The sequence below is a fragment of the Thauera phenolivorans genome (assembly GCF_001696715.1).
GTDB classification, from domain to species: Bacteria; Pseudomonadota; Gammaproteobacteria; order Burkholderiales; family Rhodocyclaceae; genus Thauera; species Thauera phenolivorans.
In genome coordinates, this window is sequence record NZ_MBFM01000003.1 from 591409 (window position 1) to 616297 (window position 24889).

Below are 24889 nucleotides of genomic sequence, written 5' to 3' on the forward strand. Positions count from 1 at the left end.
ATGAAGCCGGCTGCGATCCTGTCCCTGGCGACCCTGACGATGTCGGTTGCCGGTGCCGCGCTGGCCGCGCCCGTCTCCGAGGCGACCCGCGCGCTCTACCAGCAGCACTGCGCCGCCTGCCATGCGGCCGACCGTCTCGGCCAGATGGGCCCGGCGCTGCTGCCGGACAACCTCGCCCGCCTGCGCCGTGAGGAGGCGCTGCGGGTGATCCGCGACGGCCGGCCTGCCACCCAGATGCCCGGCTTCGGCGAGCAGCTCGGCGAGGCCGAGATCGCCGCGCTGGCGGACTTCATCTACACCCCGGTGAGCCCGGCGCCCGACTGGTCCGACGCGGCGATCCGCGCGTCGCGCGTCGTCCACGCCGATCCCGCGCGCCTGTCGGACAAGCCGGTGTTCGACGCCGATCCGATGAACCTCTTCCTCGTCGTCGAGGGCGGCGATCACCACGTCAGCGTGCTCGACGGCGATCGCCTGGAGCCGATCCACCGCTTCCAGTCGCGCTTCGCGCTGCACGGCGGGCCGAAGTTCACCGCCGACGGCCGCTACGTCTTCTTCGGCTCGCGCGACGGCTGGATCACCAAGTACGACCTGTGGAACCTCGCGGTCGTCGCCGAGGTGCGCGCCGGCATCAACACCCGCAACGTCGCGGTGTCGCCCGACGGTCGCCATGTGGCGGTGGCGAACTACCTGCCGCACAGCCTGGTCCTGCTCGACGGCGATCTGCAGCTGATCAAGACCATCCCGGCGATCGACCAGAGCGGCAGGCACAGCTCGCGGGTTTCGGCGGTGTACGACGCGACCCCGCGCAATTCCTTCGTCGTTGCGCTCAAGGACGTGCCCGAGGTGTGGGAGATCAGCTACGACGCGCAGGCGGAGGAGATCCCGGTCGGCCTCATCCACGACTTCCGCATGCGCGAGGGCACCTTCGTGCCGGGCTATCTCAACCCGCGGCGTACTTTGCTGCAGGACCCGCTCGACGACTTTTTCTTCACCCAGAGCTATGCCGAGCTGATGGGCGCCTCGCGCGACGGTGTCGGCCAGGTGGTGAACCTCGACGTGCGGCGCAAGATCGCCGACCTGCCGCTCGACGGCATGCCCCACCTCGGTTCGGGCATCACCTGGCAGTGGAACGGCCGCACGGTGATGGCGAGCACCAACCTGAAGGCGGCCGAGGTGACGGTGATCGACCTCGAGAGCTGGGAGGTGGTCAAGCGCATCCCGACCCGGGGGCCGGGCTTCTTCCTGCGCAGCCATGGCGACAGCCGGCACGCCTTCGTCGATTCGATGATGAGTCCCACCGCCAAGCACATCCTGCAGGTGATCGACAAGCAGACCCTCGAGGTGGTGAAGGAGATCGTCGGCGAACCGGGCAGGACGCTCGCCCACATCGAATTCACCCGCGACGGCCGCTACGCACTCGCCAGCCTGTGGGAGGAGGACGGCGCGGTGATCGTCTTCGACGCCGAAACGCTGGAGGAAGTGAAGCGCCTGCCGATGAGCAAGCCGGTGGGCAAGTACAACGTCTGGAACAAGATCACCCGCGACGAAGGCACCAGCCACTGATCCCTCCCCGGGCGGCGACTCCCTGCCGCTGCCCGCCCGCAACACCAGCAAGCGAGAAACGAAGCAATGCCCCTGATTCCGCTCGACGAGCCCACCACCAAACGCATTCCGCCGGACACCTTTTCCCTGTTCGCCCTCGGCTTCCGGCCGCTCTACCTGCTCGGCGCGGCCTTCGCCGCGATTGCGATTCCCGCCTGGGTGATGGTCTTCGTCGGTGTCCTGCAGTCGCCGATTCCGGGTATCTGGTGGCACGCCCACGAGATGCTGTTCGGCTTCGGCGTGGCGATCATCGTCGGCTTCCTGTTCACCGCCGGGAAGGCCTGGACCGGTCTTCAGACACCGACCGAGGGCCCGCTCGCCGCGGTCGCCGCCCTGTGGCTGGCCGGCCGGCTGGCGATGGCCTTCGGTGGCGGCGGGGTGCTGGCCTCCGCGATCGACGTCGCCTTCCTGCCGCTGTGCGCGGCGATCTTCTTCCGCGTGCTGCTGAAAGCGGGCAGCACGCGCAACTACTTCATCGGACTGTTGCTGAGCATGCTCGGGCTGGTGAACCTCGTCTTCCACCTGGCGCTGCACGGCGCGCTCGCGCTCGATCCGCTCGCCACCCTGCTGTTCGCGCTCGGCCTGGTGGTGGTGCTCGAATCCATCGTTGCCGGCCGGGTGGTGCCGATGTTCACCGCCAATGCGGTGCGCGGCGTGCGCCAGTGGCGCAACAAGACCCTCGACTATGCGGCGGTGATCGCCGGCGGCCTCGCGCTGCTGCTGTGGGCGATGGGCGTGGGCGGCGCGGCGGGCGCACTCTCGCTGCTGGCGGCGGCGCTGCACCTGGTGCGGGTCGGCGGCTGGAACCCCTGGGCGACACGCAAGAACCCGCTGCTGTGGATCCTGCACCTGGCCTACCTGTGGATCCCGATCGGGCTGATCCTGATCGGACTCGGCCAGTTCGGCCTGCTGCCGCGCTCGGCCGGGGTGCACGCGCTGGCGATCGGTTCGATGGGCGGGCTGATCATCGGCATGATCACCCGCACCGCGCTCGGCCACACCGGCCGCATGCTGACCGCCGGGCCGGTGGAGACGATCGCCTACGTGCTGGTGATGAGCGCGGCGCTGGTGCGAGTACTCACCGTGAGCGCGATCCCGTCGGCAACGGTCGCCGGCATCCACTTCGCCGCCACGGCATGGTCGCTCGCTTTCCTGCTCTACGTGTGGCGCTACTTCCCGTTCCTCAGCCGAGCCCGGGTGGACGGCAAACCGGGCTGATTCAGTCCTTCGTCGCCGGGGGCTCGGGCGCTTCCGCATCCGCGTCCTCGGGCGTCGGCTCCGGCAGGCGCGAAGCGAGGACCTTGTCGATGCGCTTGCCGTCGAGATCGACCACCTCGAGTCGCCAGCCCTGCCAGGTGGCGATGTCACCGGTGCCTGGCAGACGGCCGAGGAGCCACATCATCATGCCCGACAGGGTGTTGTACTGGCCGCGTTCCTCGTCGGGCACCGCCTTCAGTTCGAGTCGGTCCTTGAGCTCGGGAACCGGGATCAGACCGTCGAGCAGCCAGGATCCGTCCTCGCGTTGCACCGCCCACGGCTCTTCGGTGTCGCCGGGCGCGAATTCACCGGTCACCGATTCGATCAGGTCGTACAGGGTGACGATGCCCTCGACCTCGCCGTACTCGTCCACCACGAAGACCATGTGGGTGTCGGAGGCGCGGAAGCGCTCGAGCAGTTCCATGCCCGTGAGCGACTCGGGTACGTAGACCGCCGGCTGCAGGTTCTGCTCGAGATCCACCTGCTGCTTGCGCATGCTCTGGTTGAGGATCTGCTTGGTGCCGATCACGCCGAGAATGTCGCTGGCGCCGCCGCGGCAGACCGGGAAGCGCGAATGTGCGGACTCGGCGACCACCGCGAGGTTGTCTTCGAGCGGACGGTTGACGTCGAGCCACACGATGTCGGCGCGCGGCACCATCAGCGAGGCGATGTGGCGCTCGTCGAGGCGGAACACGTTGCGCACCATGTCGTGTTCACTCTTGTCGATCACGCCCGCCTCGGAGCCTTGCTCGAGCATCGCGTGAATTTCCTCTTCGGTGAGGCTGGTGTCGCGGCTCGCGCTCTGCCCGAACAGTTTGAGCACCGCGGCGGTGGAGACGCTGAGCAGGTAAACCGCGGGGCGCGACAGGGTCTCGAGCGCCTTCACCGGCGCGGCGACGAGGCGGGCGATGTCTTCCGGGCTGGCGTTCCCGATGTGTTTGGGCACCAGCTCGCCGACCACGATGGTGACATAGGTCAGCGCGATCACCACGATCGCGGTGGCGCCGAGTTCGCTGGTGCGCGGTGCCGCCCCGAGCTCCTGCAACCAGGCGGCGAAGGGGTCGGCGAGGATCGCCTGGCCGACGATCCCGCTGAGGATGCCGATCGAGGTGATGCCGACCTGAATCGTGGACAGGAAGCGCCGGGGCTCTTCGTTGAGCTCGAGCGCCGTCCGCGCGGCGCCGTCGCCGTTCTCGGCCAGCCGCGCCAGGCGGGAGCGCCGCGCGGCGACGAGGGCGGTTTCGGAGAGGGCGAGGAGGGCGTTGAGCGCGATGAGGGCGACCAGAATCGTGATTTCCATGGCGGCGTCGTGCTTGCTTACTTGCGGGGAGCTACGTCGTTGGCGGTCGCGGCGGCGGGCGCGGCCTCGTTCTCGGGCGGATCGACCTCGAGGCCGAGAACCTTCGCGCGGCGGCGCCAGAGCTGGCGGGCGAGGCTTTGCATGTCTTCCACCCGGTCGCCCTCGTCGACGATCTCGATGCCGAGCAGGGTCTCGACCACGTCCTCGAGGGTGACCACGCCCTTGGTCTCGCCGTACTCGCCGATGACCACCGCGATGTGGTGGCGCTTGTCGAGCAGCAATTCGAGCAGGGTCGACAAGGGCGTCGCGCCGGCGACCGCGAGGATCTCGCGCCGCAGCGCGGAGAGCGGGCGGCTGCCGGTGCCTTGGGTCTGGGCGATCAGGAGATCTTCGCGGAGCACGAAGCCGGTGACCGCGTCGAGGCTGTCGGCGTAGATCGGGATGCGCGAAAAGGGCGGGCTCATCCGCGTTTGCAGCGCCGCCGCGATCGTCATGGTTTCGGGCAGTGCGACGACGACCGTCCGCGGCGTCATGATGTCCTGCGCGCGCAGCGAACCGAAGCGGAACAGGTTGCGGATGATGCGCGACTCGCGATCGTTGATGTGGCCCGCCTCCTGGCCGATGTTGGCCATCGCGATGAACTCGTCGCGGCTGAAGACGTGCACCGCACGGCCGCGTGCGATCAGCTTGGTGAGAAGCTCGGCGACCACGATCAGCGGATACATCAGCTTGATCAGCAGGTTCACATACCACGCGGTGATTCCGGTGAGGCCGCGCCAGTACACCGCGCCCAGGGTCTTGGGCACGATCTCCGACAGGAACAGGATCAGCAGGGTCATCACCGTCGAGAAAACGCCGAACCAGGCGCTGCCGAAGACCGCGGTGGCCTTGGCGCCTGCGCCGATCGCGCCCGCCGTGTGGGCGATGGTGTTGAGCGTGAGGATGGCAGCGAGCGAGCGGTCGATGTTCTCGCCCTTCAGCTTCTTGAGCAGGGCGGCGCGCCGCGGGTCGGTGGTCTCGAGGTTGCCGACGAAGGAGGGGGTGATGCTGAGCAGGACGGCTTCCGCCACCGAGCACATGAAGGACAGCACGAGGGCGAGCAACACGTACGCGACGAGCAGGATGAAATCGCTGCTCGTGGTGTCCACAGCGAGAACGGGGTCGTCGGCCGAGGCCAGCGCAGGCGCGAGGAGGAGCGTGAGGCCGAGAAAGGAAGAGGTGAAGCGGTAAGGTCGGGGTTCAGGGTCGGTCATGAAGTGCGCGCGCGGCAGCCGGCGCTTTTGTCTGGGAAGCGCGAGGTTAGCAGAAACTACGGTCGATGCCGTGGTCTTGCGCGTGCGCCGCTGCGCAAGCGGGGGCGCTCGGCGGTCTCAGGCAAGGCTCTGGCGCAGACGCTCGAGGTCGGGAATGTGGATGCTGCGGCCCTCGACCTCGATCAGGCGTGCCGTGCTGAGCTCGTTGAGGATGCGCGAGAAATGCTCCTGGGTGAGGTTGAGCCGCGAGGCGATCGTGCCCTTGGCGGTGGGCAGGCGCACCGTGACGCGGCCGTTTTCCGCCGGCATGGCGCCCGCGATGTCCTTCTCGCCCAACAGGTAGCCCACCACGCGGTCGCGGCCGGAGCGCAGCGAATAGCTCTCGACGTCGGCCATCAGGTGGTGCAGGCGCTGGGCGAGCCCGGCAACGATCTGGCGCGAGAACAGCGGATCGCGCGCCATCTCGTCGAACACCACCGCCTTCGCGATGTGAAGCAGGGAGGCCTCGGTGAGTGCCTGGGCCATCACCACGTAGGGCTTGTCCATGAACATCACCGCCTCGCCGAAGGACTGGCCGGGGCGCAGGATCTCCACGACCTTCTCGTTGCCTTCGGGCGAGATGAAGGCGAGCTTGATCTGGCCGCCGAGGATCAGATGGAAGCCGACGCAGGGGTCGCCGCGGTGGAACAGGATCTCGCCCTTGGGCACCTTCAGTTCGCGCACGCCGTGCGCGAGCCGCGCCAGCTCGCGCGGCGCGAGGACGTGGAACAGCGGCGTCTTCTGCAGGAGCTGGCAGATGCGGGCGACGTCCGGCGGCAACGGGGCGTCGGGTTCGGTGGCGCTCTGGGTGGTGGCGCAGGGGATGTCGCAGGGATTCATGGCCTCATCTCGTGAGTTGCGCATAGAACAGCGGCAGGCGGGCGGGCAACTCGTCGGGCTTGCGGATCACGGCGAAGCCGGCGGGTCCGAACAGGTGTGGCAGGTAGCTCGCGCCCTCGCGATCGATCGTCACGCAGAAGGGCACGATGCCGCGGTTGCGCGCCTCGATCACTGCCACCCGGGTGTCCTCGATGCCGTAGCGGCCATCGTAGAGGTCGAGGTCGTTGGGCTTGCCGTCGGACAGGATCAGCAGGATGCGGCGCGCGGCGTCCTGCTTGTCGAGCATCGAGGTGGCGTGGCGGATCGCGGCGCCGAGGCGCGTGTAGTAGCCGGGCTTGATCGCCATCACGCGGCCGCGCACGCGGTCGTCGAAGCGCTGGTCGAAGTCCTTCAGGCGGTGGAAGCGCACGTTGGCGCGCTTGACCGAGGAGAAGCCGCACAGCGCGAAGCGGTCGCCGGTGGCGCTGAGGGCCTCGCCGAACAGCAGCAAGCTGTCGCGGATGACATCGATGACGCGGGCCTCGGACGAGATCCAGGCGTCGGTCGACAGCGAGAGGTCGGCGAGCGCGAGGCAGGCGAGATCGCGCTCGCGTTTTTCCAGCGACAGGTAGAGCTGGTCCGACGGATGTCGGCCGCAGGCGCGGTCGGTGGCGGCGCGCACCATCGCGTCGACGTCGAGTTCGCTGCCGTCGGTCTGCGCCTTGAGCCAGCGCCGCGCCGGCTGCAGCGCGGCGAACTGGCGGTGCAACCGCTTCGCAGTGCGGCGCAGGTGGGGCGGCAGCGGCACCGGCGCGGCGCGCGGGTCGTCCGCGGCGGCGACCAGCTCGTTCAGGCGCACGTAGTCCTCGCGCAGCAGGTTCTTGCGGTAGTCCCATTCGGGCAGCGGGATGCCGGGACCGAGCACGGTGTCGTCCTCGGCGGCGGACGGCAGATCGAGGTCGAAACGGACCTTGGAGGCGACCCGCTCCTCGTCGCGGGTGATCGCGAGCTGTTCGAGATTGAGTGCGGCGTCGGCGGCGTTGTCGTCGGGCTCGTCGTCGAGGTTGCGCTTGACTTTCAGGAACTCGGCCACCGAGAGCAGGCTCTCGGCGCGGAAGGGCAGGATGAGGCCGAGCTTTTCTTTTGGTTTGTCGACCCGCTCGACGCGGTGGGCGTCGCGTTCGCTGTCGCGATCCTGTGGCCGCGTGGGCCGGGTGGATTCCGCGCCCGCGGCGCCGGACGAAGCGGGCGCGGCGGGTGCGGTGGGATCATCGAGTCCGCCCAGCCACAACAGCACCGGCGTCGCTGGGGCGGCCTTGGGCGGGAGCGGGGGCAGGCCGGCAACGCTGCCGGGGGCCTCGAGCGCGCGGCGGACCGCACGCTCGCGTTCGGCCTCGGCGGGGGGGAGCCGTGCCGGGTCGGGGCGCGCGGCGAGGGTGGCGGCGAGCAGGCGCTGGTAGCGCTCGCGCAGGCCGGGCCACAGCTGCAGCGCCTTCACGGTGGCGCGCTGGTTGCGCGCCAGTTCGAGGCTGGCGGGGTCGGTCGTGCCGTCCGTCGCCGGCGTGTCGCCCTCGAGCGGCTGGGCGTGGGCGGCGGCGAGCGCGGCCAGCCACAGGTAGAGATCGCGGTTGAGGCCGCGCTCGGGGAAGACATCGAGTGAGGGTGGCAGGCGCAGGGTGGCGACATCCATGCGCGCGCGGGCAATGCGTTCATCCGAGCCGGCGATGCGCGACAGCAGGCTGCGGCGCGCGCCGTGGGCGTCGGCGGTGGCGGCCGCGACGCGCAGGCCGGGGTCGCCGCCGAGGGCCCGGAAGAACACGCCGGCGGTCCGCTCGACCTCCTTCAGTTTTACCGCGGCCTGAGGGTAGTGACCCCCCGCGGCGCGGGTGATCAGACGGTGCCAGAGCTTGCCGACGACTTCTTCCATGACGCTTGTTTCCGGTACCTATTGCCTGCGGATGGCACTGAAGCCGGCCTCGTTCTGGCGGGCAGCCTCGTCGCTCGCCCAGCGCAGCAGCGGGCCCTGCGGGTTGTCGCGCTGCGTCTCGGCGCAGGCGTCGATGCACTGCGCGCACTGGGTGCAGGTGAACATGTGGCGCTTGATGTTGCGCGGGGTGAGCCGCATCGGGCAGACCGCATCGCAGGCGGCCTGGCGGTCGGGCAGACAGTCGGTGCAGTCGCGACCGCGCTGGCGGGCGAAACCGACCACCATCGCGTCGCGGTTGCTCATCCAGGACAGGCTCTGGAACAGGCCCACCGCGCACACGTAGCGGCAGAACAGGTGGCGGGCGAAGAGGAACTCGAGGCTCAGCACCACGGTGGCGGCACCGATGAAGACCGCTTGGTTGCGGGTGAGCTCGCCGGCGAAGAGGTTGCCGTACACCTCGGCCGGTGGCAGCAGATAGGTCAGCAGCACCACCGCCCACAGGAAGGCGAAACCGACCGCCGCCGGCACGACGCCGAACCACCAGCGGGCATCGACGCGGGCGGGCGTGCCGTCGGGCTTCCAGGGTGGCAGGGATTTCTTCTCCCATACGCTGGGTTTGCCGATCGCGCGCACGAGCAGGCGGTTGATCGTTTCCACCACCGAGAAGTGCGGGCATAGCCAGCCGCAGTAGAGCCGACCCCATTTCCACGCCGCCCAAAGGAAGAGGGCCGCGCCGCCGAGCAGCGGCAGGAACAGGCGCAGGCCGATGTTCGCGGCCGCCTCGCCCGCGCCGATGCGACCGGCCAGGAAGTCGTCGAGGCCGAGCCGCCATTCCATGCCGAGCAGCCACGCATGGTCGGCGTGTAGGTCATAGCGGAACAGGTCGAACACGGGCGCCAGCACGAAGAGCAGGAAGAACCCGGCCTGGAACAGCCGTCGGCGACGCTGCAGGCCGCGCGGCGCCACGTTCTCGGCGCGGGCGATGGGAATGATCCGCCGCGTGGCGCCCGTGTCGCAGACGACGCCGGCCTCAGCCATGGTCTTCGCGCGGGCCGAGAATCGGATAGCGCCAGGTGCGGCCATTGATCGCCCGCGACAGGCCGGCGACTCCGAGCAGAATCAGCGCCGAGTGCACGAAGGTGAAGTACAGCACGCCGATCACCCAGGACCAGGGATTGTCGAAGCCGCCGAGCAGGAAGATGCCGACGCTGATCGTCACCAGCAGCAGGCCGCCCCACACGCAGGTGATGGTGGTCTGCCGGAGGTGGTTGCGCACCAGCGGGTCGGCATCGTTCCGATGCTTGAGGTAGAGCACGACGAGCGCGAGGAAGGCCAGGCCGGGCAGCAGCATCAGGTTGATCAGGAACAGGGCCTCGGCCGCGATCGCGATCGGCGGACCGGGCATGACGTGCTTCAGGGGGTCGGGGCGCTCGAGGCTCATGGCTGTGTCCGGTGGGCGATCGCGGCGCTCAATGGCCGAAAGTGGCGCTGATGACTTCCATCAGGGCCTCGGCGACTTCCGGGTCGTCGGTCAGACTCTCGACGATGGTCACGCGGCAGGCGGGGACCGGCGCCATGCCATCCTTCACCAGCAGGGCGGCGTAGATCAGCAGTCGGGTGCTGGCGGCTTCCTCGAGGTCGCGGTCCTTGAGGCTGCGCAACGCGCCTGCGATCGCGACCAGGCGGCGGGCGAGGTCGGGATTGCAGCCGGTCTCGCCGATCAGGATCGCCTCCTCGCGCTCGGGGGCGGGGAAGTCGAAGCGCAGGCTGACGAAACGCTGACGGGTCGAGGGCTTCATGCCCTTGAGCAGGTTCTGGTAGCCGGGGTTGTAGGACACCACCAGCATGAAGGAGGGGGGCGCCTCGAGCAGTTCGCCGGTGCGATCGATCGGCAGGATGCGACGGTCGTCTGCGAGCGGGTGCAGCACGACCGTGGTGTCCTTGCGCGCCTCGACCACTTCGTCGAGGTAGCAGATTCCGCCTTCGCGCACCGCGCGCGTCAGCGGGCCGTCACACCACACGGTCTGGCCGTCGCCGATCAGGTGGCGGCCGACGAGGTCGGAGGCGGTGAGGTCGTCGTGGCAGGCGACGGTGTGCAGGGGCAGTCCGAGGCGCGCCGCCATGTGGGCGACGAAGCGGGTCTTGCCGCAGCCGGTGGGCCCCTTGATCAGCAGCGGCAGGCGGTTCTTCCAGGCATGCTCGAAGACGTCGACCTCGTCGCCGTGGGCCTGATAGAAGGGAATGTCTAGATTCGGCGTGTCGGGTTTCATCAAGCCAGTGCCTTCCAGTATGCGATGCCGATGACCGCCCACACGAGCGCCATCCAGCCGAGGATCAGCGCACGCCACAGCAGCGGACCATGACGCAACGCCATGAAATCGAGAATGATGACGCTGCCTTTCCAGATCGAGATGACGGCGAGCAGGCCGACGATGGCGGTGCCGGTGGCGCCGGTCTGGCCGACCAGCCAGGTCGCGAGGGTGGCGAGGATCAGCGCGATCCACTGGAACGTGGCGCGTCGCGGCGTGCCGTGGGTCTGGGGGCCGTGGTCTGGGGTGGTCTGCTTTTGCATGGTTCGCGCTCAGTGGATCACGTAGACGAGGGGGAAGAGCACCAGCCACACCAGGTCGACCATGTGCCAGTAGGCGGCGCCGGTTTCCAAGCCGTTCATGTCGCCGAGGCGATAGCGCCCGGCGCGCACGTTCTTCCACAGCGCGATCAGGATCACCAGACCGAGGATGACGTGCATGAAATGGAAGAAGGTCAGCGACAGGTAGAACATGTGAAAGGGGCTGCTCGACAGGCTGATGTCGGCCTGGAAGGCGTGCGCGTATTCGAACATCTTGACCGCCAGGAAGCCGGTGCCGCAGGCGATCGCGGCTGCAAGCCAGTGCCCGGCGATACGGTCGGCAGCGTGTTCGGCGGCCTGTACCGCGCGCACGACGAAGTAGCCCGCGGTGAGCAGCAACACCGTGTTGAGTGCGCCGGCGTTGCGGCTGAGCGCCAACTGTTCGGCGTCGAACAACGCGACGTTGCTTGCCCGCGTGAACGCGTAGGCGGCGAAGAAGACGCCGAACGCGAGCAGTTCCGCGAGGATGAAGATCCAGATCGCGAGGTCGCCCGCGAGGCGGGGCGCATGCGCCGGCTGCGGCGCGGCGGGGGAGTGCGTGGTGTTCATGGGGGGCAAGTGTAGCGGTGGGGGCGGGCGATTCCTTGATGGTGGGCAAGTGGGGCAAGTCGCTGGCGTCGCCCGCCGGCACGAAAAAAAACGGGCGGCCGAGGCCGCCCGAATGCTCTTCCCGGCGGTGCCGGGAGTTTGCGGAGAGACTACCTTGCTCAGGCGCGGGCCGGGGTTGCGGTGCCGCCCTTGACGAAGAAGCTGACCAGGTAGCACAGCAGGCCGACGAAGAACATCACGCCCGCCCATTCGCGCATCCAGTAGAAGAGCATCAGCTGGTCCTGGGTCGCCATGTAGGACATCGGCGTATCGGACACGCGCTGCAGCCAGACCTGCAGGATGCCGGCGGCGGTGAGGAACAGGGTGATGAACACCATCCCCACGGTCATCAGCCAGAACGCCCACATCTCCAGCACCTGGGCGCGCTCCGGGTTGGCGGCGCGGCCACGCAGGATCGGCATCGCGTAGCTGATGATGGTCAGCACCACCATCACATAGGCGCCGTAGAAGGCCATGTGGCCGTGCGCCGCGGTGATCTGCGAACCATGGGTAAAGTAGTTCACCGGTGCGAGGGTGTGCAGGAAGCCCCACACGCCGGCGCCGAGGAAGGCCATCACACCGGTACCCAGCGCCCACAGCACGGCCGCCTTGTTCGGATGCTCGCGACGGCGCCGGTTCACCATGTTGAAGGCGAAAACGGTCATGGCGAAGAAGGGCAGCGGCTCGAGAGCGGAGAAGATCGAACCCCACCACTGCCAGTACTCGGGCGCACCGATCCAGAAGTAGTGGTGGCCGGTGCCGATGATGCCGGTGACCAGGGCCAGGGTGATGATGACGTACAGCCACTTCTCGATGACTTCGCGGTCGACACCGGTGACCTTGATCAGCACGAACGCGAGCAGCGCGGCCATGATCAGTTCCCACACGCCCTCAACCCAAAGGTGCACCACCCACCACCAGTAGAACTTGTCGCGGACGAGGTTGTCGGGGTTGTAGAAGGAGAACAGGAAGAAGATCGCGAGACCCCACAGGCCGAGCAGCAGCACCATGCTGACGGCGGTCTTGCGGCCCTTGAGCACGGTCAGCGAGATGTTGAACAGGAAGCCGAGCACGACCACGACGATGCCGACCTTGGTGATCAGCGGCTGCTCGAGGAACTCCCGCCCCATCGTGGCGAGGATGTTGTTCCCCGTCATCTCGGCCAGCGTTTCGTAAGGCACGAGCAGGTAGCCGACGATGGTCAGCGCCCCGGCGACGAGGAAGATCCAGAACAGCCCCAGGGCGAGCTTCGGACTGGCGAGTTCGGTCTCCGCCTCTTCGGGCACCATGTAGTACGCCGCGCCCATGAAGCCGAACAGCAGCCACACGATCAGCAGGTTGGTGTGCACCATCCGCGCGATGTTGAACGGGATCGCCGGGAACAGGAAGTCACCGATGATGTACTGCAGGCCCATGATCAGGCCGAAGATGATTTGCCCCACGAATAGCCCGATCGCCGCGATGAAGTAGGGCATGGCGACCGCTTGTGATTTGTATTGCATGTCTTGATCCTCTTGTGGTCTCTCCGGATGCCGGTCAGCCTTCGATGTTGGGGGGCCAGTTGGCGGTGTTGATGCCGTTGGTGTACTTGAAGAACGCCACGAGCTCGTCGAGCTCCTCGTCGGTCAGGTGAAACTGCGGCATCTGGCGGCGGCCGGGGGCGCCGGTGGGCTGGGCCTGGATCCACGCCTTGATGAACTCGGGACCGCGCCGTTCATAGACGTTGCCCAGTTCAGGCGCGAAGTAGGCACCTTCGCCGAGCAGCGTGTGGCAGCCGATGCAGTTGCGCGTCTCCCAGATGTGCTTGCCTGCTTTCGCGCTCTCGGTCAGTTCGGCACGGTTGTCGCGATTGGGCAGTTCGCGCTCGGTGTCGAAGGTCAGGGCCAGGAACAGAAGGAAGAAAAAGACGGATCCACCATAGAAGATGTTCCGCGCCATTGCCTTCGTGAATACGCCGCTCATGGTGAGGTCCTCATTGTTTGTCTCGTTTTCCGAAAAGGTTGGTTGAGGTGAGCCCGGATCGATGGAAGCTACACGCGCGATGCATCTTAGGTTTGCAGCACGCCGCCCCACCATGATCTGAATCAAGTTGCAACGACGACACCCTGTGCGCGGGAATGGCCGCTATGGCCGGATCGGCGGCGCGTACGCGGGTAGGCCGGGCAGCGTCGGCCGCGAAGGTCGATGCTAGACTCCCGGCTGCTTGCGGGGAAGCCGGAAACGCGCAGCCGCGGGCGCGACAGGGGACGAGGGCGGCACCAGGCCATGAAGTTGAACGAGAAGCGCGCGACGCGTGCCGGCAAGGATGAAGGGGCGAGGCACGACGCTGCTTCGCCCGAGCTGCATGGCAATCGCCTGGTGGGGGTCGCCATCCTTCTGTTCGGCTTGGTGGTGCTGATGTCGATGGCGTGGTCCTCGCAGCGCTGGAGTGCGGCCCTGCGAGACACCGCGCGGGTCGAGGAACACCTTGCCCGGCTGCGCCTGTTCATCGTCCGGACGCAGGCCTTCAGCGACCGGCTTGCACAGGTCGATCCGCCGATGCCACCGGGCCAGCTCTCGTCCAGCTTCGAGGCGGTGCTCGAGAGCGCGCGAGCGATCGAGGGCGCGGACGGGGTGGAGGTGGTGCCGGTGGCGCGCTGGCGTTCCGCGGCGCTCGCCGAGGGCACGCTGCAATACCGACGCGTGCTCGACCAACTGCTACGGCGGGTGCGCGCTTGGGCCGGGGGAGAAGTCCGTGTGGTCGAGCTCAACCTGCTGCTCGGCCTCGCCCACGACAGCGCGGGGCGGGTCGAGCGGCAGATGGTCGCCGAGATCGACGCGGCCCGGCGCGAACAACGCCTGCTCGACCTCTTCAACCTGCTCACCCTGCTGGCGCTGATGGCGGCGGCCTTCGTCCTGAGCCGGCGGGTCGAGCTTCGTCGCCGTGCCGCGGTGGAGGGGCTGCTTGCCAGCCAGCAACGGCTGCGTCTGCACGGGATCGCACTCGACGGCACCCGCGACGGCGTGCTGGTGACCGCACCCGACGTGCGCGTCGTCGCAGTGAACCGCGCCTTCTCCGTGATCACCGGGTACGCGGAGGACGAAGTCCTCGGCCGTATCCCACGCATGTTCCGCCCCGGCCGGCAGGACGCCGCCTCGCTCCATGCGATGTGGGAGACGGTCGCCCGGCAGGGCTACTGGCAGGGCGAGCTGTGGACGCTGCGCAAGGATGGCGAGGTCCTGCCCCTGTCGATGTCGATCAGCGCGGTCACCGAGGATCGCGACGCCGGCGGTGAGGCGGGCACGCGAGGCGAGCTGCGCTTTTACGTCGGCGTGTTCACCGACCTGAGCCCGCTGCGCCGGTCGGAGGAGCGCGCAAGCCGGCTCGCGCTCTACGACCCGCTCACCGAACTGCCCAACCGCCAGCGCGTCGGGGAATGGCTGGGCGAGGCGATCGCCGCCGCCGACGCCGATGGCGGGCAGGTCACCGTGCTCTTCATCGACCTCGACCGCTTCGGCCACATCAACGACGCCCTCGGCCACGAACGCGGAGACGAATTGATCGCGGCGGCGGCCCGGCGCTTGCGCGCCTGCGTCGGCGAGGGCGTGATGCTCGCCCGCCACGGCAGCGACGAGTTCGTCGCGGTCGCCACCGGCCGCGACGCGGAGCGCGAGGCCGAGGCGCTTGCGGCGCGGGTGCTCGATGCCCTGCACGAGGCTTTCGAGTTGCGCCCGGGCCAGCGTCTGCACCTGACCGCGAGCATCGGCGTCAGCGTCCATCCGGGCGACGGCGTGATCGCCGCCGAACTGATCCAGCGCGCCGAGGCGGCGATGTACGACGCCAAGCGCGCTGGTCGCAACCTGGTGCGCTTTTACCGCCAGAGCCTGACCGAACGCGCTGGAGCCCGCCTGGCGCTCGAGTCGCGCCTGCGGCGCGCGCTCGCCGCCGATGGTTTCAGCATGCACTACCAGCCGATCGTTGACATGCGCAGCGGGCGGGTGGTCGGCGCCGAGGCCCTGGTGCGGCTGAAGGACGCGGACGGGCCGGCGGCACCGAGCGAATTCATCCCGATCCTGGAGGACTCCGACCTCATCGTCGAGCTCGGCGACTGGGTGCGGCGCGAGGTGTGTCGCCAGGGTCGGCGCTGGCTGGACGAAGGGCGCAGCTTCGACCTGCTCGCGGTGAACATGTCGCCGGAGGAGATCCGCCGCGGTGGGCTGGTCGAGCGGCTGACCGGGGTGCTGGCGGAGACCGGCTTTCCCCCGGGTCGTCTGGAACTCGAGATCACCGAGTCCAGCCTGATCGCGCACGCCGAAGAGACCCTCGCGATGTTTCGTGCCATCAGCGCCCTCGACGTCGGGCTGTCGATCGACGACTTCGGTACCGGCTACTCCTCGCTGTCCTACCTGAAGCGCTTCCCGGTGAACAAGCTCAAGATCGACGCCAGCTTCGTGCACGACCTGCCGCACGATCCCAACGACGTGCAGCTGACTGCCACCATCATCGAGCTCGGCCGCAGCCTGGGGCTCAAGGTACTGGCGGAAGGGGTGGAAAAGCCGGTGCAGCGGCATTTTCTCGCTGCTCAGGGCTGCGACTACTATCAGGGGCATCTGTGCAGTCCGCCGCTGCCTGGCGAGGAATTCGCGCGACGCTTTCTGCCGCCCGCAGAGGGTGAGCGATGAGAGCGATGCGGTGAGGGCGCTCGGGCTGAGCACCCGCATGCTGCGTGCCCTCGGCTGGATCGCGACGGTCCTGCCGCTCGCGGGGCACGCGGGCGATGGCGGCGAACTGCGGGTGGCGGTCGACATCGGCCACACCCTGCTCGCGCCGGGGGCGACCAGCGCGCGCGGTCGCAGCGAGTTCGAGTTCAATCGCGAGCTCGCCCTGCGCATCGTGGAAGCGCTGCGCGCCCGGGGCGCCGGGGTCGTGGTCGTCAATGCCGACGGTCGCATTCCTTCGCTGCAGGCGAGGCCCGCGGTGGCGGCGGGCACGGACCTCCTGCTTTCGGTGCATCACGACTCGGTAAGCGCCGTCGAGCTCCGGCCGTGGACCTGGGCGGGCCGCGTGCTCGACCATAACGACGAGTTCGCCGGACACTCGCTCTTCGTCTCGCGCGACAACCCGGACACCGCACGCAGCATCCTTTGCGCGCGTGCGATCGGTGCGCGTCTGCAGCGCCTCGGCTTCGTTCCGACGCACAAGAACGGACGCCGCCGCAGCTACGCCGATGCTGAGCATGCGGTGCATTACTACGACGGTCTCGCGGTGCTGCGTCATGCCCGCATGCCCGCGCTGCTGTTCGAGGCGGGGGTGATCAAGAACCGTGACGAGGAGTTGTCGCTGCGTTCGCCGCAACGGCAGGTCCGCATGGCCGACGGCATCGCCACCGCGGTGATCGCCTGCCTGCTCAACGGCCGGCCGGCGGACGACGAAGCCGCGGCGGACCGACCGGATCCCCCGCGAGCCGTCCCGGCGGAGCGGGAAACGGGCGGGCGGCGAGCGCTCGCCGAGGACCTCGACGTGCGAAATTGACGCGTGCGGATTCGGGCGCGGGCGAAACGGGTTAGCATCGAGCGCTCTCAATTCGCCGGAGCGCCTCTCATGGCCGATTTCCCCCTGCCGATCCTCGTGCTTTTCGTGTTCTTCGCGTTCAGCTGGTTCCTCCTGAGGCTGCACCGCAAGTTCCAGGACAAGCAGGCTGCGCTGCCGCAGCGGGAGGAGTATCTGCGCGCGCACCGCCAGCGCGAAGCCGCCTGCCACGCCTGCGGCTCGAAGGCGTTCACGGAGATCGGCCTCAGCCACGGACGCGACGAGCGACGCATCGTCAGCTGCGCCGACTGCAAGGAGCTGCTGTTCCAGTTCCGCCGCGAGATGGCGGAGGAGCCGGCGTTCTGAGCGTGCGCTCAGAACGCCCCGAGCGCTCCGCCCGCGGCGGGGCTCAGCCGGCGGTCGCGCGCACGCACTCGCGGACCAGGCCCGGGCCGCGATAGATCATTCCGCTGTAGATCTGCACCAGGCTCGCCCCGGCCTCCAGCTTGGCGCGCGCATCGCGCCCGCTGCCGACGCCGCCGGCGGCGATGATCGGCAGTTCGCCGCTGAGCGCCTGGGCGAGTTGGCGCACCACCGCGGTCGAGGCTTCGAACAGCGGCGCGCCGGACAGGCCGCCGGTCTCGTTGCCGTTGGGCAGGCTCTGCACGCGCTCGCGCGCGATCGTGGTGTTGGTGGCGATGACGCCGTCGATGCGGTGGCGGCGCAGTGCGTCGGCGATCGCGGTGATCTGCGCCGGCTCGAGATCGGGCGCGATCTTCAGCGTCAGCGGCACGTAGCGGCCGTGGGTGTCGGCGAGCCGCGTCTGGGCCGCCTTCAGGCGGCCGAGCAGGTCGTCGAGTTCCGATTCGCCCTGCAACTGGCGCAGGTTCTTGGTGTTGGGCGAGGAGATGTTCACCGTGACGTAGCTCGCCAGCGCATAGACCTTGTCGAGGCAGGCGAGATAATCGTCGGCGGCGCGCTCGATCGGGGTGTCGAAGTTCTTGCCGATGTTGATGCCGAGGACGCCGCTGTACCTGGCCGCGCGCACGTTGGCGACGAGGACATCGACGCCGGCGTTGTTGAAGCCCATGCGGTTGATGATGCCCTCGACCTCCGGCAGGCGGAACATGCGCGGGCGCGGGTTGCCGGGCTGCGGGCGCGGGGTGATGGTGCCGATCTCGATGAAGCCGAAGCCGAGTCGGGCGAGGCCGTCGATCGCGTAGCCGTTCTTGTCCAGACCGGCGGCAAGCCCGATGCGGTTGGGAAAGCGCAGGCCCATCACTTCCGCCGGGGTGGCGGCGGCGGGCTTGCCGCCGGGCATCAGGCGCCCATAGTGGTGCAGGCCCACCAGGGTGAGATCGTGGGCGGTTTCCGGATCGAGCGAAAACAGGAGCGAGCGGGCGATGTCGTAGAGCATGGCCGCGATTGTAGCGGCAGCGCCGCGTGCCGGCGACCGTGCCGAAGCTTCAGCCCGTGCAACGTGCCTCGAGCGGGCCCCACTCGCCGTTCGACAACGCCTCGATCGGACGGAAGCGCGACTTGTAAGCCATCTTCGCGCTCTCCGCGATCCAGTAGCCGAGGTAGAGATGCGGCAGACCGAGCCGGCGGCAGGCCTCGATCTGCCACAGGATGCCGTAGGTGCCGAGCGAAGCGGTGGGCAGATCGGGCTCGTAGAAGGTGTAGACGCTCGACAGGCCGTCGGTGAGACGGTCGATCACGCTGACCATGCGCAGTACACCGTTCTCGCGGAACTCGATCAGCCCGCTGTCGACATGGCTCTGCAGCAGGAAGTGGGCGTACTGCTCCCGATTGTCCTGGTCCATGCCGCCGCCCGCGTGGCGCGACGCCTGGTAGCGCTGGTAGAGCTGGTAGTGGTCCTCGGCGAAGGCGAGCGGGAGCTCAATCGCCTCGGTTGCGGCATGCCGGGCCCAGGCGCGGCGCTGGCTGCGGTCGGGGTGGAAGCGCTCGACCGGGATCCGCACCGGCACGCAGGCCTGGCAAAGGTCGCAATAGGGTCGGTAGGTGAACACCCCGCTGCGGCGAAAACCGCGGCGCACCAGTTCGCTGTAGATCTGCGGATCGATCAGGTGGCCGGGGGTGGCGACCTGCGAGCGCGCCATGCGTTCGGGCAGGTAGGAGCACGGGTAGGGTGCGGTCGCGTAGAACTGGATCAGTGCGTAGGGATAGTCCGGTTTCATGCTTGCTACCTGCCCGAAAAGTCAGTCTGCTCGTGCCGCCGGCGACCAGTCGAGGGCCGCGGCGGCGTCTGCCGGCCAGCGCCCCGGGGCGCGGCCCTCACCGGTCCAGCGCGCCAGCGCACCCGAGAACAGGGCGCGGGGAATCTCGCGTGCGCCCATCGACAGCAGGTGAGGGGTGGTCATCTGGCAGTCGATCAGCCGGAAGCCCCAGTCGTGCAGCAGGCGTCCGAGGTGCGCGAGCGCGACCTTGGAGGCGTCGGTCTCGCGCGAGAACATCGATTCGCCGAAGAAGACGCGGCCAAGCGCCATTCCATAAAGGCCTCCCACGAGCCTGCCCTCACGCCAGCATTCGACACTGTGCGCGTAGCCCAGTTCGTGCATGCGTCCATAGGCGCGCTGCATCTCGGGCAGGATCCAGGTCGCGCCACCGGGTTCGCGTGGCGCGGCGCAGGCCGCCATCACCCCCTCGAACTCGGTGTCGAGCCGCAGCTCGAACGGGCGGCGGCGCAAGGTCCGGCGCAGCGAGCGGTGGATGCGGAGCTCATCCGGCACCAGAACGAGGCGCGGGTCCGGGCTCCACCACAGGATCGGTTCGCCCTCGCCGAACCAGGGGAAGATGCCGCGTCGATAGGCGGCGAGCAGCCATGGCGGCCCGAGCTCACCGCCCGCCGCGAGCAGGCCGTTCGGTTCGGCGAGCGCGCTTGCGAGCGGCGGGAAGGCGGGCTCGCCGCGGAGCCAGGGAATCATCTCGCGATGGCGGAGGCCGTCGCCGGCGGATGGGCGACGGTATCGAGCCCGGTGAGCTCGTCCTGGAAGGTCACCACGTGATCGACGTCGAGCCGGATGCCGATGCTCTCGCCGATGCAGTGATTGTGGTGGCTGGGCACCAGCGAGAGCACCGTGGTTCCGCTCGGCAGCCGCAGGGTGTACAGGATGTCGGCGCCGCGGAAGGCCTTGTGCGTCACCACCGCGCGCAACGGGCTGGTGTCGTCGTGCACGATGTCGTCGGGGCGCAGCAGCACGTCCACATCGCTGCCGTGGGTGCAGCCGCCGCAGTCCTCGCCGCACACCAGCGGGATCGAGCTGTTGAGGATGCCGAGCTCGACCCGCACCTCGCGGTCGTTGAGCACCCGTCCGCGCAGGAACGCACCCTGGCCGATGAAGTCGGCGACGAAGCGGTTCGCCGGCCGGTGGTAGAGGTTGTAGGGCGTGTCCCACTGCTGGATGCAGCCCTCGTACATGATGCCGATCTCGTCGGCGACGGCGAAGGCCTCGTGCTGATCGTGGGTGACCAGGATCGCGGTCGTCTCGGCCGACTTGATGATGTCGCGCACCTCGTGCGACAGGCGCTCGCGCAGCTCGACGTCGAGGTTGGAGAAGGGCTCGTCGAGAAGCAGCAGGCTGGGTCGCGGCGCGAGCGCGCGCGCGAGCGCCACGCGCTGCTGCTGGCCGCCCGACATCTCGTGGGGGAATTTGCGGCCCTGGTCAGCGAGGCCGACGAGCTCGAGCAGCTCGGCCACCCGCGCACGGCGGGTGGCCGCCGCTTCCTTGCGCAGCCCGAAGCCGATGTTGTCCGCGACGGTGAGATGGGGGAACAGCGCGTAGTCCTGGAACACCATCCCGATCCGGCGCCGCTCCGGCGCGAGGTGCTGACGCGGACTGCTGACGACCACGCCGTCGAGCCGGATTTCACCCGCGGCGACCGGTTCGAAGCCGGCGATGCAGCGCAGTACGGTGGTCTTGCCGCAACCCGACGGGCCGAGCAGGCAGCCGATGCGGCCCTTTTCGAGCTTGAGGGAAAGCTGCCGCACGACCCGGTGGCCGCCGAAGGCGAGATCGATGTCGACGAGTTCGAGATGAGGCATGGTCGGGCGTCTGTTGCGGATGAATCGATTATTGCATCGGGGCGGTTCAAATGCGATCAATTATAATTCGCTGCTTGGCGCGGCGCGGCCGCGCTCCATCGATTCGGGATCAGGATGAAAAACATCGGAGGGCTCCGCCGATACTGGTCGACGCTGAGCGTGGCGGCGGTGCTGATCGCGGCGCTGATCGCGGCGCCGGTGCTGTCGGTATTTTCCAACGTGTTCGCCGGCGGCACCACCGGGACCTGGGCCCACCTGGCCGACACCGTGCTCGACGAGTTCGTGCTCAACACGGTGGTGCTCTGCATCGGCGTGGGCCTGGGCGTGGGCTCGATCGGCGTCACCACCGCCTGGCTGACGACGATGCTCGACTTCCCCGGCCGGCGCTTCTTCGAATGGGCACTGGTGCTGCCGATGGCGATGCCGGCCTACGTGATGGCCTACGTCTACACCGACTTCCTGCAGTTCGTCGGGCCGGTGCAGAGCGGGCTGCGCGAGGCCTTCGGCTGGCGCGCAGGCGACTACTGGTTCCCCGACGTGCGTACCGTCGGCGGCGCGGTGGCGATGTTCATGTTCGTGCTCTATCCCTACGTCTACATGCTGGCGCGCGCGGCCTTCCTGGAGCGCGCCGGCGGCATGCTGGAGGCGGGCCGCTCGCTCGGCCTCGGGCCCTGGGGCTGCTTCTTCCGGGTGTCGCTGCCGCTCGCGCGGCCCGCGGTGGTGGCCGGAGTGGCGCTCGCGCTGATGGAAACCCTCGCCGACTTCGGCACCGTGTCCTATTTCGGCGTGCAGACCTTCACCACGGGCATCTATCGCGCCTGGTTCTCGCTCGGCGACCGTATCGCCGCCGCCCAGCTGTCGGCCGCGCTGCTCGCCTTCGTGGTGATCGTGCTCGCTCTGGAACGTGCCAGTCGCGGTCGCGCCCGCTTCAACAACACCTCGCGCCAGCAGGGCGCGCCGGCGCGGCTCAGGCTGGCGCCGCTCGCCGGGCTGCTCGCGGCCTTCTCCTGCTTCATGCCCCTGCTGCTCGGCTTCCTGCTACCGGCAGGCCTGCTGCTGGAGATGGCGCTGCTCGAGGGCGACGCACAGTTCGGCGCGCGCTTCGTCCAGCTTGCCCGCAACAGCTTCCTGCTCGCCGCACTGAGCGCGATGCTGGCGGTGATCCTCGCGGTGGTGCTCGCCTATGCCGCGCGGCTCGCGCGCTCGCGCCTGCCGCACGCGCTCAACCGCGTCGTCGGCCTCGGCTATGCGGTGCCGGGCTCGGTGATCGCGGTCGGGGTGCTGATTCCGCTGACCCGGCTCGACAATCTGATCGCGCAGTGGTGGACCTCGGCCTTCGGCGTCAATCCCGGGCTGATCCTGACCGGCGGCATTGCCGCGCTGGTGTATGCCTACCTCAGCCGTTTCCTCTCGGTGGCGCTGCAGACCGTAGAGTCCAGCCTCGGCAAGATCACCCCGAGCATGGACGATGCGTCGCGCAGTCTCGGCTTCGGTCGCTGGGCGACGCTGCGCCGGGTGCATGTGCCGATGCTCAGGGGCAGCCTGCTCACCGCCGCGCTCATGGTGTTCGTGGATGTGATGAAGGAGCTGCCGGCGACGCTGGTGATCCGCCCCTTCAACTTCGACACCCTCGCCACCCAGGCCCACATCCTGGCCTCCGACGAGCGCCTGGCCGAAGCCTCGACCGCAGCGCTCACCATCGTCGTCGTCGGCCTGCTGCCGATGTTCGTGATCTCGCGCCAGATCGTGAAGGGGCGGCTCGAGCGGCGCTGAGCGAAGCGCTCGCCTTACCACGACCGTGCCCCCGCCGAACGCACCGGAGCCCCGCCCCCAGGGCGACGGCAGCCGTGTCGGGGCACAACCGCCGCTTATCGCGCAGAGGGCTGCGCTCCTACCCTGCCTTCGGCAGACGCAGCCCTTGTCGGAGCCCTGCCTCCAGGGCGATGGCAGCCGGGCCGCGGGCACGACCGCCGCTTATCGCGCAGAGGGCTGCGCTCCTACCGTGCCGTCGACGGCCGCCTCGCCGGCGCGGCCGCCGGACGGCAAAACACCCGGGCCTGGGGCAGGCACCGGGTGCTCGGCTTGCGACGGGCAGGGCGTGGCCCCGCGGGCGGGGCTCAGCGATAGCCGGCGCGGTCGAAGATGCGCTGGGCTTCGGCGACCGAGTCGGCGAGCTTGCCGATCGGCAGGGTGTCGGCCTTGAACTCGCCGAGCTTCTCGAGCGCCGGGTTGGCGACCTTCACGCTGCTCACCACCGGCCATTCGTTGTTGCCGTTGGCGAAGTAGGCCTGGGCCTGGTCGGAGGCGAGGTATTCGAGAAACTTCACCGCCGCGCCCTTGTTCGGTGCGTGCTTGAGCATGCCGGCGCCGGAGACGTTGACGTGCGTGCCCCAGCTCTGCTGGTTGGGCCAGACCGCCTCGATGCTGTCGACCACCTTCTTGTCCGCGGTCTTGTCCGAATTCATCAGGCGTGCCAAATAGTAGCTGTTGGCGATCGCGACGCCGCATTCGCCCGCCGCCACCGCCTTGATCTGGTCGGTGTCGCCGCCCTTGGGCGCGCGCGCGAAGTTATCGACGAGGCCCTTTGCCCAGGCTTCGGTCTTGTCGATTCCGTTGTGCTCGATCATCGCGGCGCCGAGCGACAGGTTGTAAGGGTGGCTGCCCGAACGGCTGCAGAACTTGCCCTTCAGCGCCGGATCGGCGAGCTGTTCATAGGTCTGGACCTGCTCCGCCTTCACCAGCTCGGGGTTGTAGACGATGATGCGTGCGCGCGTGGAATAGGAGAACCAGTTGCTGGTGCGCAGGTGGGCGGGAATCCGCTCCTCGAGCACCGCCGATTTCACCGGCGCGAACACGCCCTGCCGATCGGCATGCGCGAGGCGCGAGGCGTCGACCGTGATGAACACGTCACCCGGACTGTTCGCTCCCTCGTTACGGATGCGCTCGAGCAACTCGTCCTCCTTCGCCTCGATGCGGTTGATCTTGATGCCCGTCTGCTTGGTGAACTCGCCGTAGAGGGCTTCGTCGGTCTGATAGTGACGCGCGGAGTAGATGTTGAGTTCGGTGTCGGCGGCGAAGGCCGGCGAGGCCGCGGCGAGGCTGGAGAGGATGGCGGTGACGAGGATCCGTTTGCTCATGTTCGCTTGCCCTTGAGTCGAGATTGGAGAGTGTTGGACAGCGCAATAGTAACGAGAAGGATTCTCATGTGCAAACACTTTTGTCGCACGATCTTGATGCGCACGGGTGCGGCTGGAAGCGTCCGCTCGGGGCGCTCAAGGCCCAAGGGCAGGGAAGGGCGGGCGGCGCGCGGGCGGCGGAAAGTGGAAGCAGGAAGGCGCTGCGAGGTGGCCTATCGCAGCAGCGCAGCGGCGATCGTGCCACCATCGGTGAGGCTCTCGTCGAGCAGGCGACGACCGCCGTTGAAGCGCTTGCTCCAGTAGCTGACGTTCAGGCTTTCGACCCGGACCTTGCCGCCGCTCGAGGGCGCATGCACGAACTTGCCTTCGCCGAGATAGATGCCGACGTGCGAGAAGGCGCGACGCATCGTGTTGAAGAACACCAGATCGCCCGGCTGGAGCTCGTTGCGCTTGATCCGGTCGCCGACCGTGGCCATCTCCGCCGCGGTGCGCGGAAGGTCGAGGCCGATCGCGTTGCGGAACACATTGCGCACGAGGCCGGAGCAGTCGAGGCCGGTTTCGCGCGATTCACCGCCCCATCGGTAGCTGATGCCGAGATGACTCAGGGCCTCGATCGCGAGTTCCTGCACCGCATGCGTATAGCCTGCGACGGCTGTCGCAGAAGGTTGCGCAGGGGTTTCGGCGATCGCCGGAAGGGGGGCGGCAGCGAACAGCAGGGCGAAGAGGGTGGCTCGGAAATGCATGCGCGCGAATATACCCGGCGCCG

General features: G+C 68.5%; 23 protein-coding genes. 6 read left to right on the plus strand and 17 right to left on the minus strand.

What is annotated here, in order from left to right:
* Nucleotides 1-1563, plus strand: a complete 1563-nt coding sequence (locus tag BB334_RS09690; RefSeq protein ID WP_083200364.1) for a cytochrome D1 domain-containing protein — start codon at nucleotides 1-3, stop codon at nucleotides 1561-1563.
* Between the two features lie 66 nt (nucleotides 1564-1629).
* Entirely contained in the window at nucleotides 1630-2820 is a 1191-nt protein-coding gene (locus BB334_RS09695; RefSeq protein WP_068807754.1) for an NnrS family protein, read from the plus strand.
* A gap of 1 nt (nucleotide 2821) precedes the next feature.
* Here the strand turns inward: BB334_RS09695 and BB334_RS09700 are convergent, their stop codons facing one another.
* From BB334_RS09700 to BB334_RS09750, 11 genes are all read right to left on the minus strand, one after another.
* The gene (locus tag BB334_RS09700; protein ID WP_068807756.1) at nucleotides 2822-4159 is read right to left on the minus strand and encodes a hemolysin family protein; all 1338 of its coding nucleotides are present in this window, start codon (nucleotides 4157-4159) and stop codon (nucleotides 2822-2824) included.
* A gap of 17 nt (nucleotides 4160-4176) precedes the next feature.
* Complete coding sequence (locus BB334_RS09705; protein ID WP_083200365.1) at nucleotides 4177-5412, minus strand: CNNM domain-containing protein; 1236 nt, start codon at nucleotides 5410-5412, stop codon at nucleotides 4177-4179.
* Between the two features lie 117 nt (nucleotides 5413-5529).
* On the minus strand, nucleotides 5530-6291 hold the full coding sequence (locus BB334_RS09710) for a Crp/Fnr family transcriptional regulator (protein WP_068807759.1): 762 nt from the start codon (nucleotides 6289-6291) through the stop codon (nucleotides 5530-5532).
* Between the two features lie 4 nt (nucleotides 6292-6295).
* The gene (locus BB334_RS09715; RefSeq protein WP_068807762.1) at nucleotides 6296-8197 is read right to left on the minus strand and encodes a nitric oxide reductase activation protein NorD; all 1902 of its coding nucleotides are present in this window, start codon (nucleotides 8195-8197) and stop codon (nucleotides 6296-6298) included.
* 18 nt (nucleotides 8198-8215) lie between these two features.
* Entirely contained in the window at nucleotides 8216-9235 is a 1020-nt protein-coding gene (locus BB334_RS09720; RefSeq protein WP_068807765.1) for a 4Fe-4S binding protein, read from the minus strand.
* On the minus strand, nucleotides 9228-9638 hold the full coding sequence (locus tag BB334_RS09725; protein ID WP_068807768.1) for a hypothetical protein: 411 nt from the start codon (nucleotides 9636-9638) through the stop codon (nucleotides 9228-9230). The genes BB334_RS09720 and BB334_RS09725 overlap by 8 nt, the downstream gene beginning before the upstream one ends.
* Before the next feature lie 28 nt (nucleotides 9639-9666).
* Complete coding sequence (locus BB334_RS09730; RefSeq protein WP_068807771.1) at nucleotides 9667-10467, minus strand: CbbQ/NirQ/NorQ/GpvN family protein; 801 nt, start codon at nucleotides 10465-10467, stop codon at nucleotides 9667-9669.
* Nucleotides 10467-10769: a cytochrome C oxidase subunit IV family protein gene (locus tag BB334_RS09735; protein ID WP_068807774.1), complete on the minus strand. Its 303-nt coding sequence runs from the start codon at nucleotides 10767-10769 to the stop codon at nucleotides 10467-10469. The genes BB334_RS09730 and BB334_RS09735 overlap by 1 nt, the downstream gene beginning before the upstream one ends.
* 9 nt (nucleotides 10770-10778) lie before the next feature.
* Nucleotides 10779-11375: a cytochrome c oxidase subunit 3 family protein gene (locus BB334_RS09740; RefSeq protein WP_068807778.1), complete on the minus strand. Its 597-nt coding sequence runs from the start codon at nucleotides 11373-11375 to the stop codon at nucleotides 10779-10781.
* A gap of 158 nt (nucleotides 11376-11533) precedes the next feature.
* Nucleotides 11534-12916 carry a cbb3-type cytochrome c oxidase subunit I gene (locus BB334_RS09745; RefSeq protein ID WP_068807781.1) on the minus strand — a complete coding sequence of 461 codons (1383 nt, stop codon included), beginning with the start codon at nucleotides 12914-12916 and terminating at the stop codon, nucleotides 11534-11536.
* A 34-nt stretch (nucleotides 12917-12950) separates the two neighbouring features.
* Complete coding sequence (locus tag BB334_RS09750) at nucleotides 12951-13376, minus strand: c-type cytochrome (protein WP_068807784.1); 426 nt, start codon at nucleotides 13374-13376, stop codon at nucleotides 12951-12953.
* Nucleotides 13377-13679: 303 nt separating this feature from the next.
* Here BB334_RS09750 and BB334_RS09755 point away from each other — a divergent pair, with 303 nt between their 5' ends.
* The 3 genes from BB334_RS09755 (at nucleotide 13680) to BB334_RS09765 (ending at nucleotide 17289) form a co-directional block, all read left to right on the plus strand.
* Nucleotides 13680-16076, plus strand: coding sequence for a putative bifunctional diguanylate cyclase/phosphodiesterase (locus BB334_RS09755; protein WP_068807787.1), 2397 nt, complete (start codon nucleotides 13680-13682; stop codon nucleotides 16074-16076).
* A 37-nt stretch (nucleotides 16077-16113) separates the two neighbouring features.
* The gene (locus BB334_RS09760; protein ID WP_083200380.1) at nucleotides 16114-16926 is read left to right on the plus strand and encodes an N-acetylmuramoyl-L-alanine amidase family protein; all 813 of its coding nucleotides are present in this window, start codon (nucleotides 16114-16116) and stop codon (nucleotides 16924-16926) included.
* Between the two features lie 69 nt (nucleotides 16927-16995).
* Nucleotides 16996-17289 carry a hypothetical protein gene (locus BB334_RS09765; protein ID WP_068807791.1) on the plus strand — a complete coding sequence of 98 codons (294 nt, stop codon included), beginning with the start codon at nucleotides 16996-16998 and terminating at the stop codon, nucleotides 17287-17289.
* A gap of 43 nt (nucleotides 17290-17332) precedes the next feature.
* On the opposite strand, the gene BB334_RS09770 is transcribed toward BB334_RS09765, so the two are convergent.
* Genes BB334_RS09770 through BB334_RS09785 form a run of 4 tightly spaced genes read right to left on the minus strand, consistent with a single transcriptional unit; the run spans nucleotide 17333 to nucleotide 20986 of the window.
* On the minus strand, nucleotides 17333-18340 hold the full coding sequence (locus tag BB334_RS09770) for a quinone-dependent dihydroorotate dehydrogenase (RefSeq protein WP_068807793.1): 1008 nt from the start codon (nucleotides 18338-18340) through the stop codon (nucleotides 17333-17335).
* A gap of 49 nt (nucleotides 18341-18389) precedes the next feature.
* Nucleotides 18390-19121 (minus strand): arginyltransferase, encoded by a 732-nt coding sequence (locus BB334_RS09775; protein ID WP_068807796.1) that lies wholly within the window; start codon nucleotides 19119-19121, stop codon nucleotides 18390-18392.
* Nucleotides 19122-19142: 21 nt separating this feature from the next.
* Nucleotides 19143-19868 (minus strand): leucyl/phenylalanyl-tRNA--protein transferase, encoded by a 726-nt coding sequence (gene aat / locus BB334_RS09780; RefSeq protein WP_068807799.1) that lies wholly within the window; start codon nucleotides 19866-19868, stop codon nucleotides 19143-19145.
* The gene (locus BB334_RS09785; RefSeq protein ID WP_068807802.1) at nucleotides 19865-20986 is read right to left on the minus strand and encodes an ABC transporter ATP-binding protein; all 1122 of its coding nucleotides are present in this window, start codon (nucleotides 20984-20986) and stop codon (nucleotides 19865-19867) included. The genes aat and BB334_RS09785 overlap by 4 nt, the downstream gene beginning before the upstream one ends.
* Nucleotides 20987-21100: 114 nt before the next feature.
* On the opposite strand from BB334_RS09785, the gene BB334_RS09790 reads away from it, so the two are divergent.
* On the plus strand, nucleotides 21101-22759 hold the full coding sequence (locus tag BB334_RS09790) for an ABC transporter permease (RefSeq protein ID WP_068807805.1): 1659 nt from the start codon (nucleotides 21101-21103) through the stop codon (nucleotides 22757-22759).
* Nucleotides 22760-23103: 344 nt separating this feature from the next.
* Here BB334_RS09790 and BB334_RS09795 read toward each other — a convergent pair whose 3' ends face one another.
* Nucleotides 23104-24123 (minus strand): Fe(3+) ABC transporter substrate-binding protein, encoded by a 1020-nt coding sequence (locus BB334_RS09795; RefSeq protein WP_068807808.1) that lies wholly within the window; start codon nucleotides 24121-24123, stop codon nucleotides 23104-23106.
* Nucleotides 24124-24335: 212 nt separating this feature from the next.
* Complete coding sequence (locus BB334_RS09800; RefSeq protein ID WP_068807811.1) at nucleotides 24336-24866, minus strand: C40 family peptidase; 531 nt, start codon at nucleotides 24864-24866, stop codon at nucleotides 24336-24338.
* Nucleotides 24867-24889 lie beyond the last annotated feature (23 nt).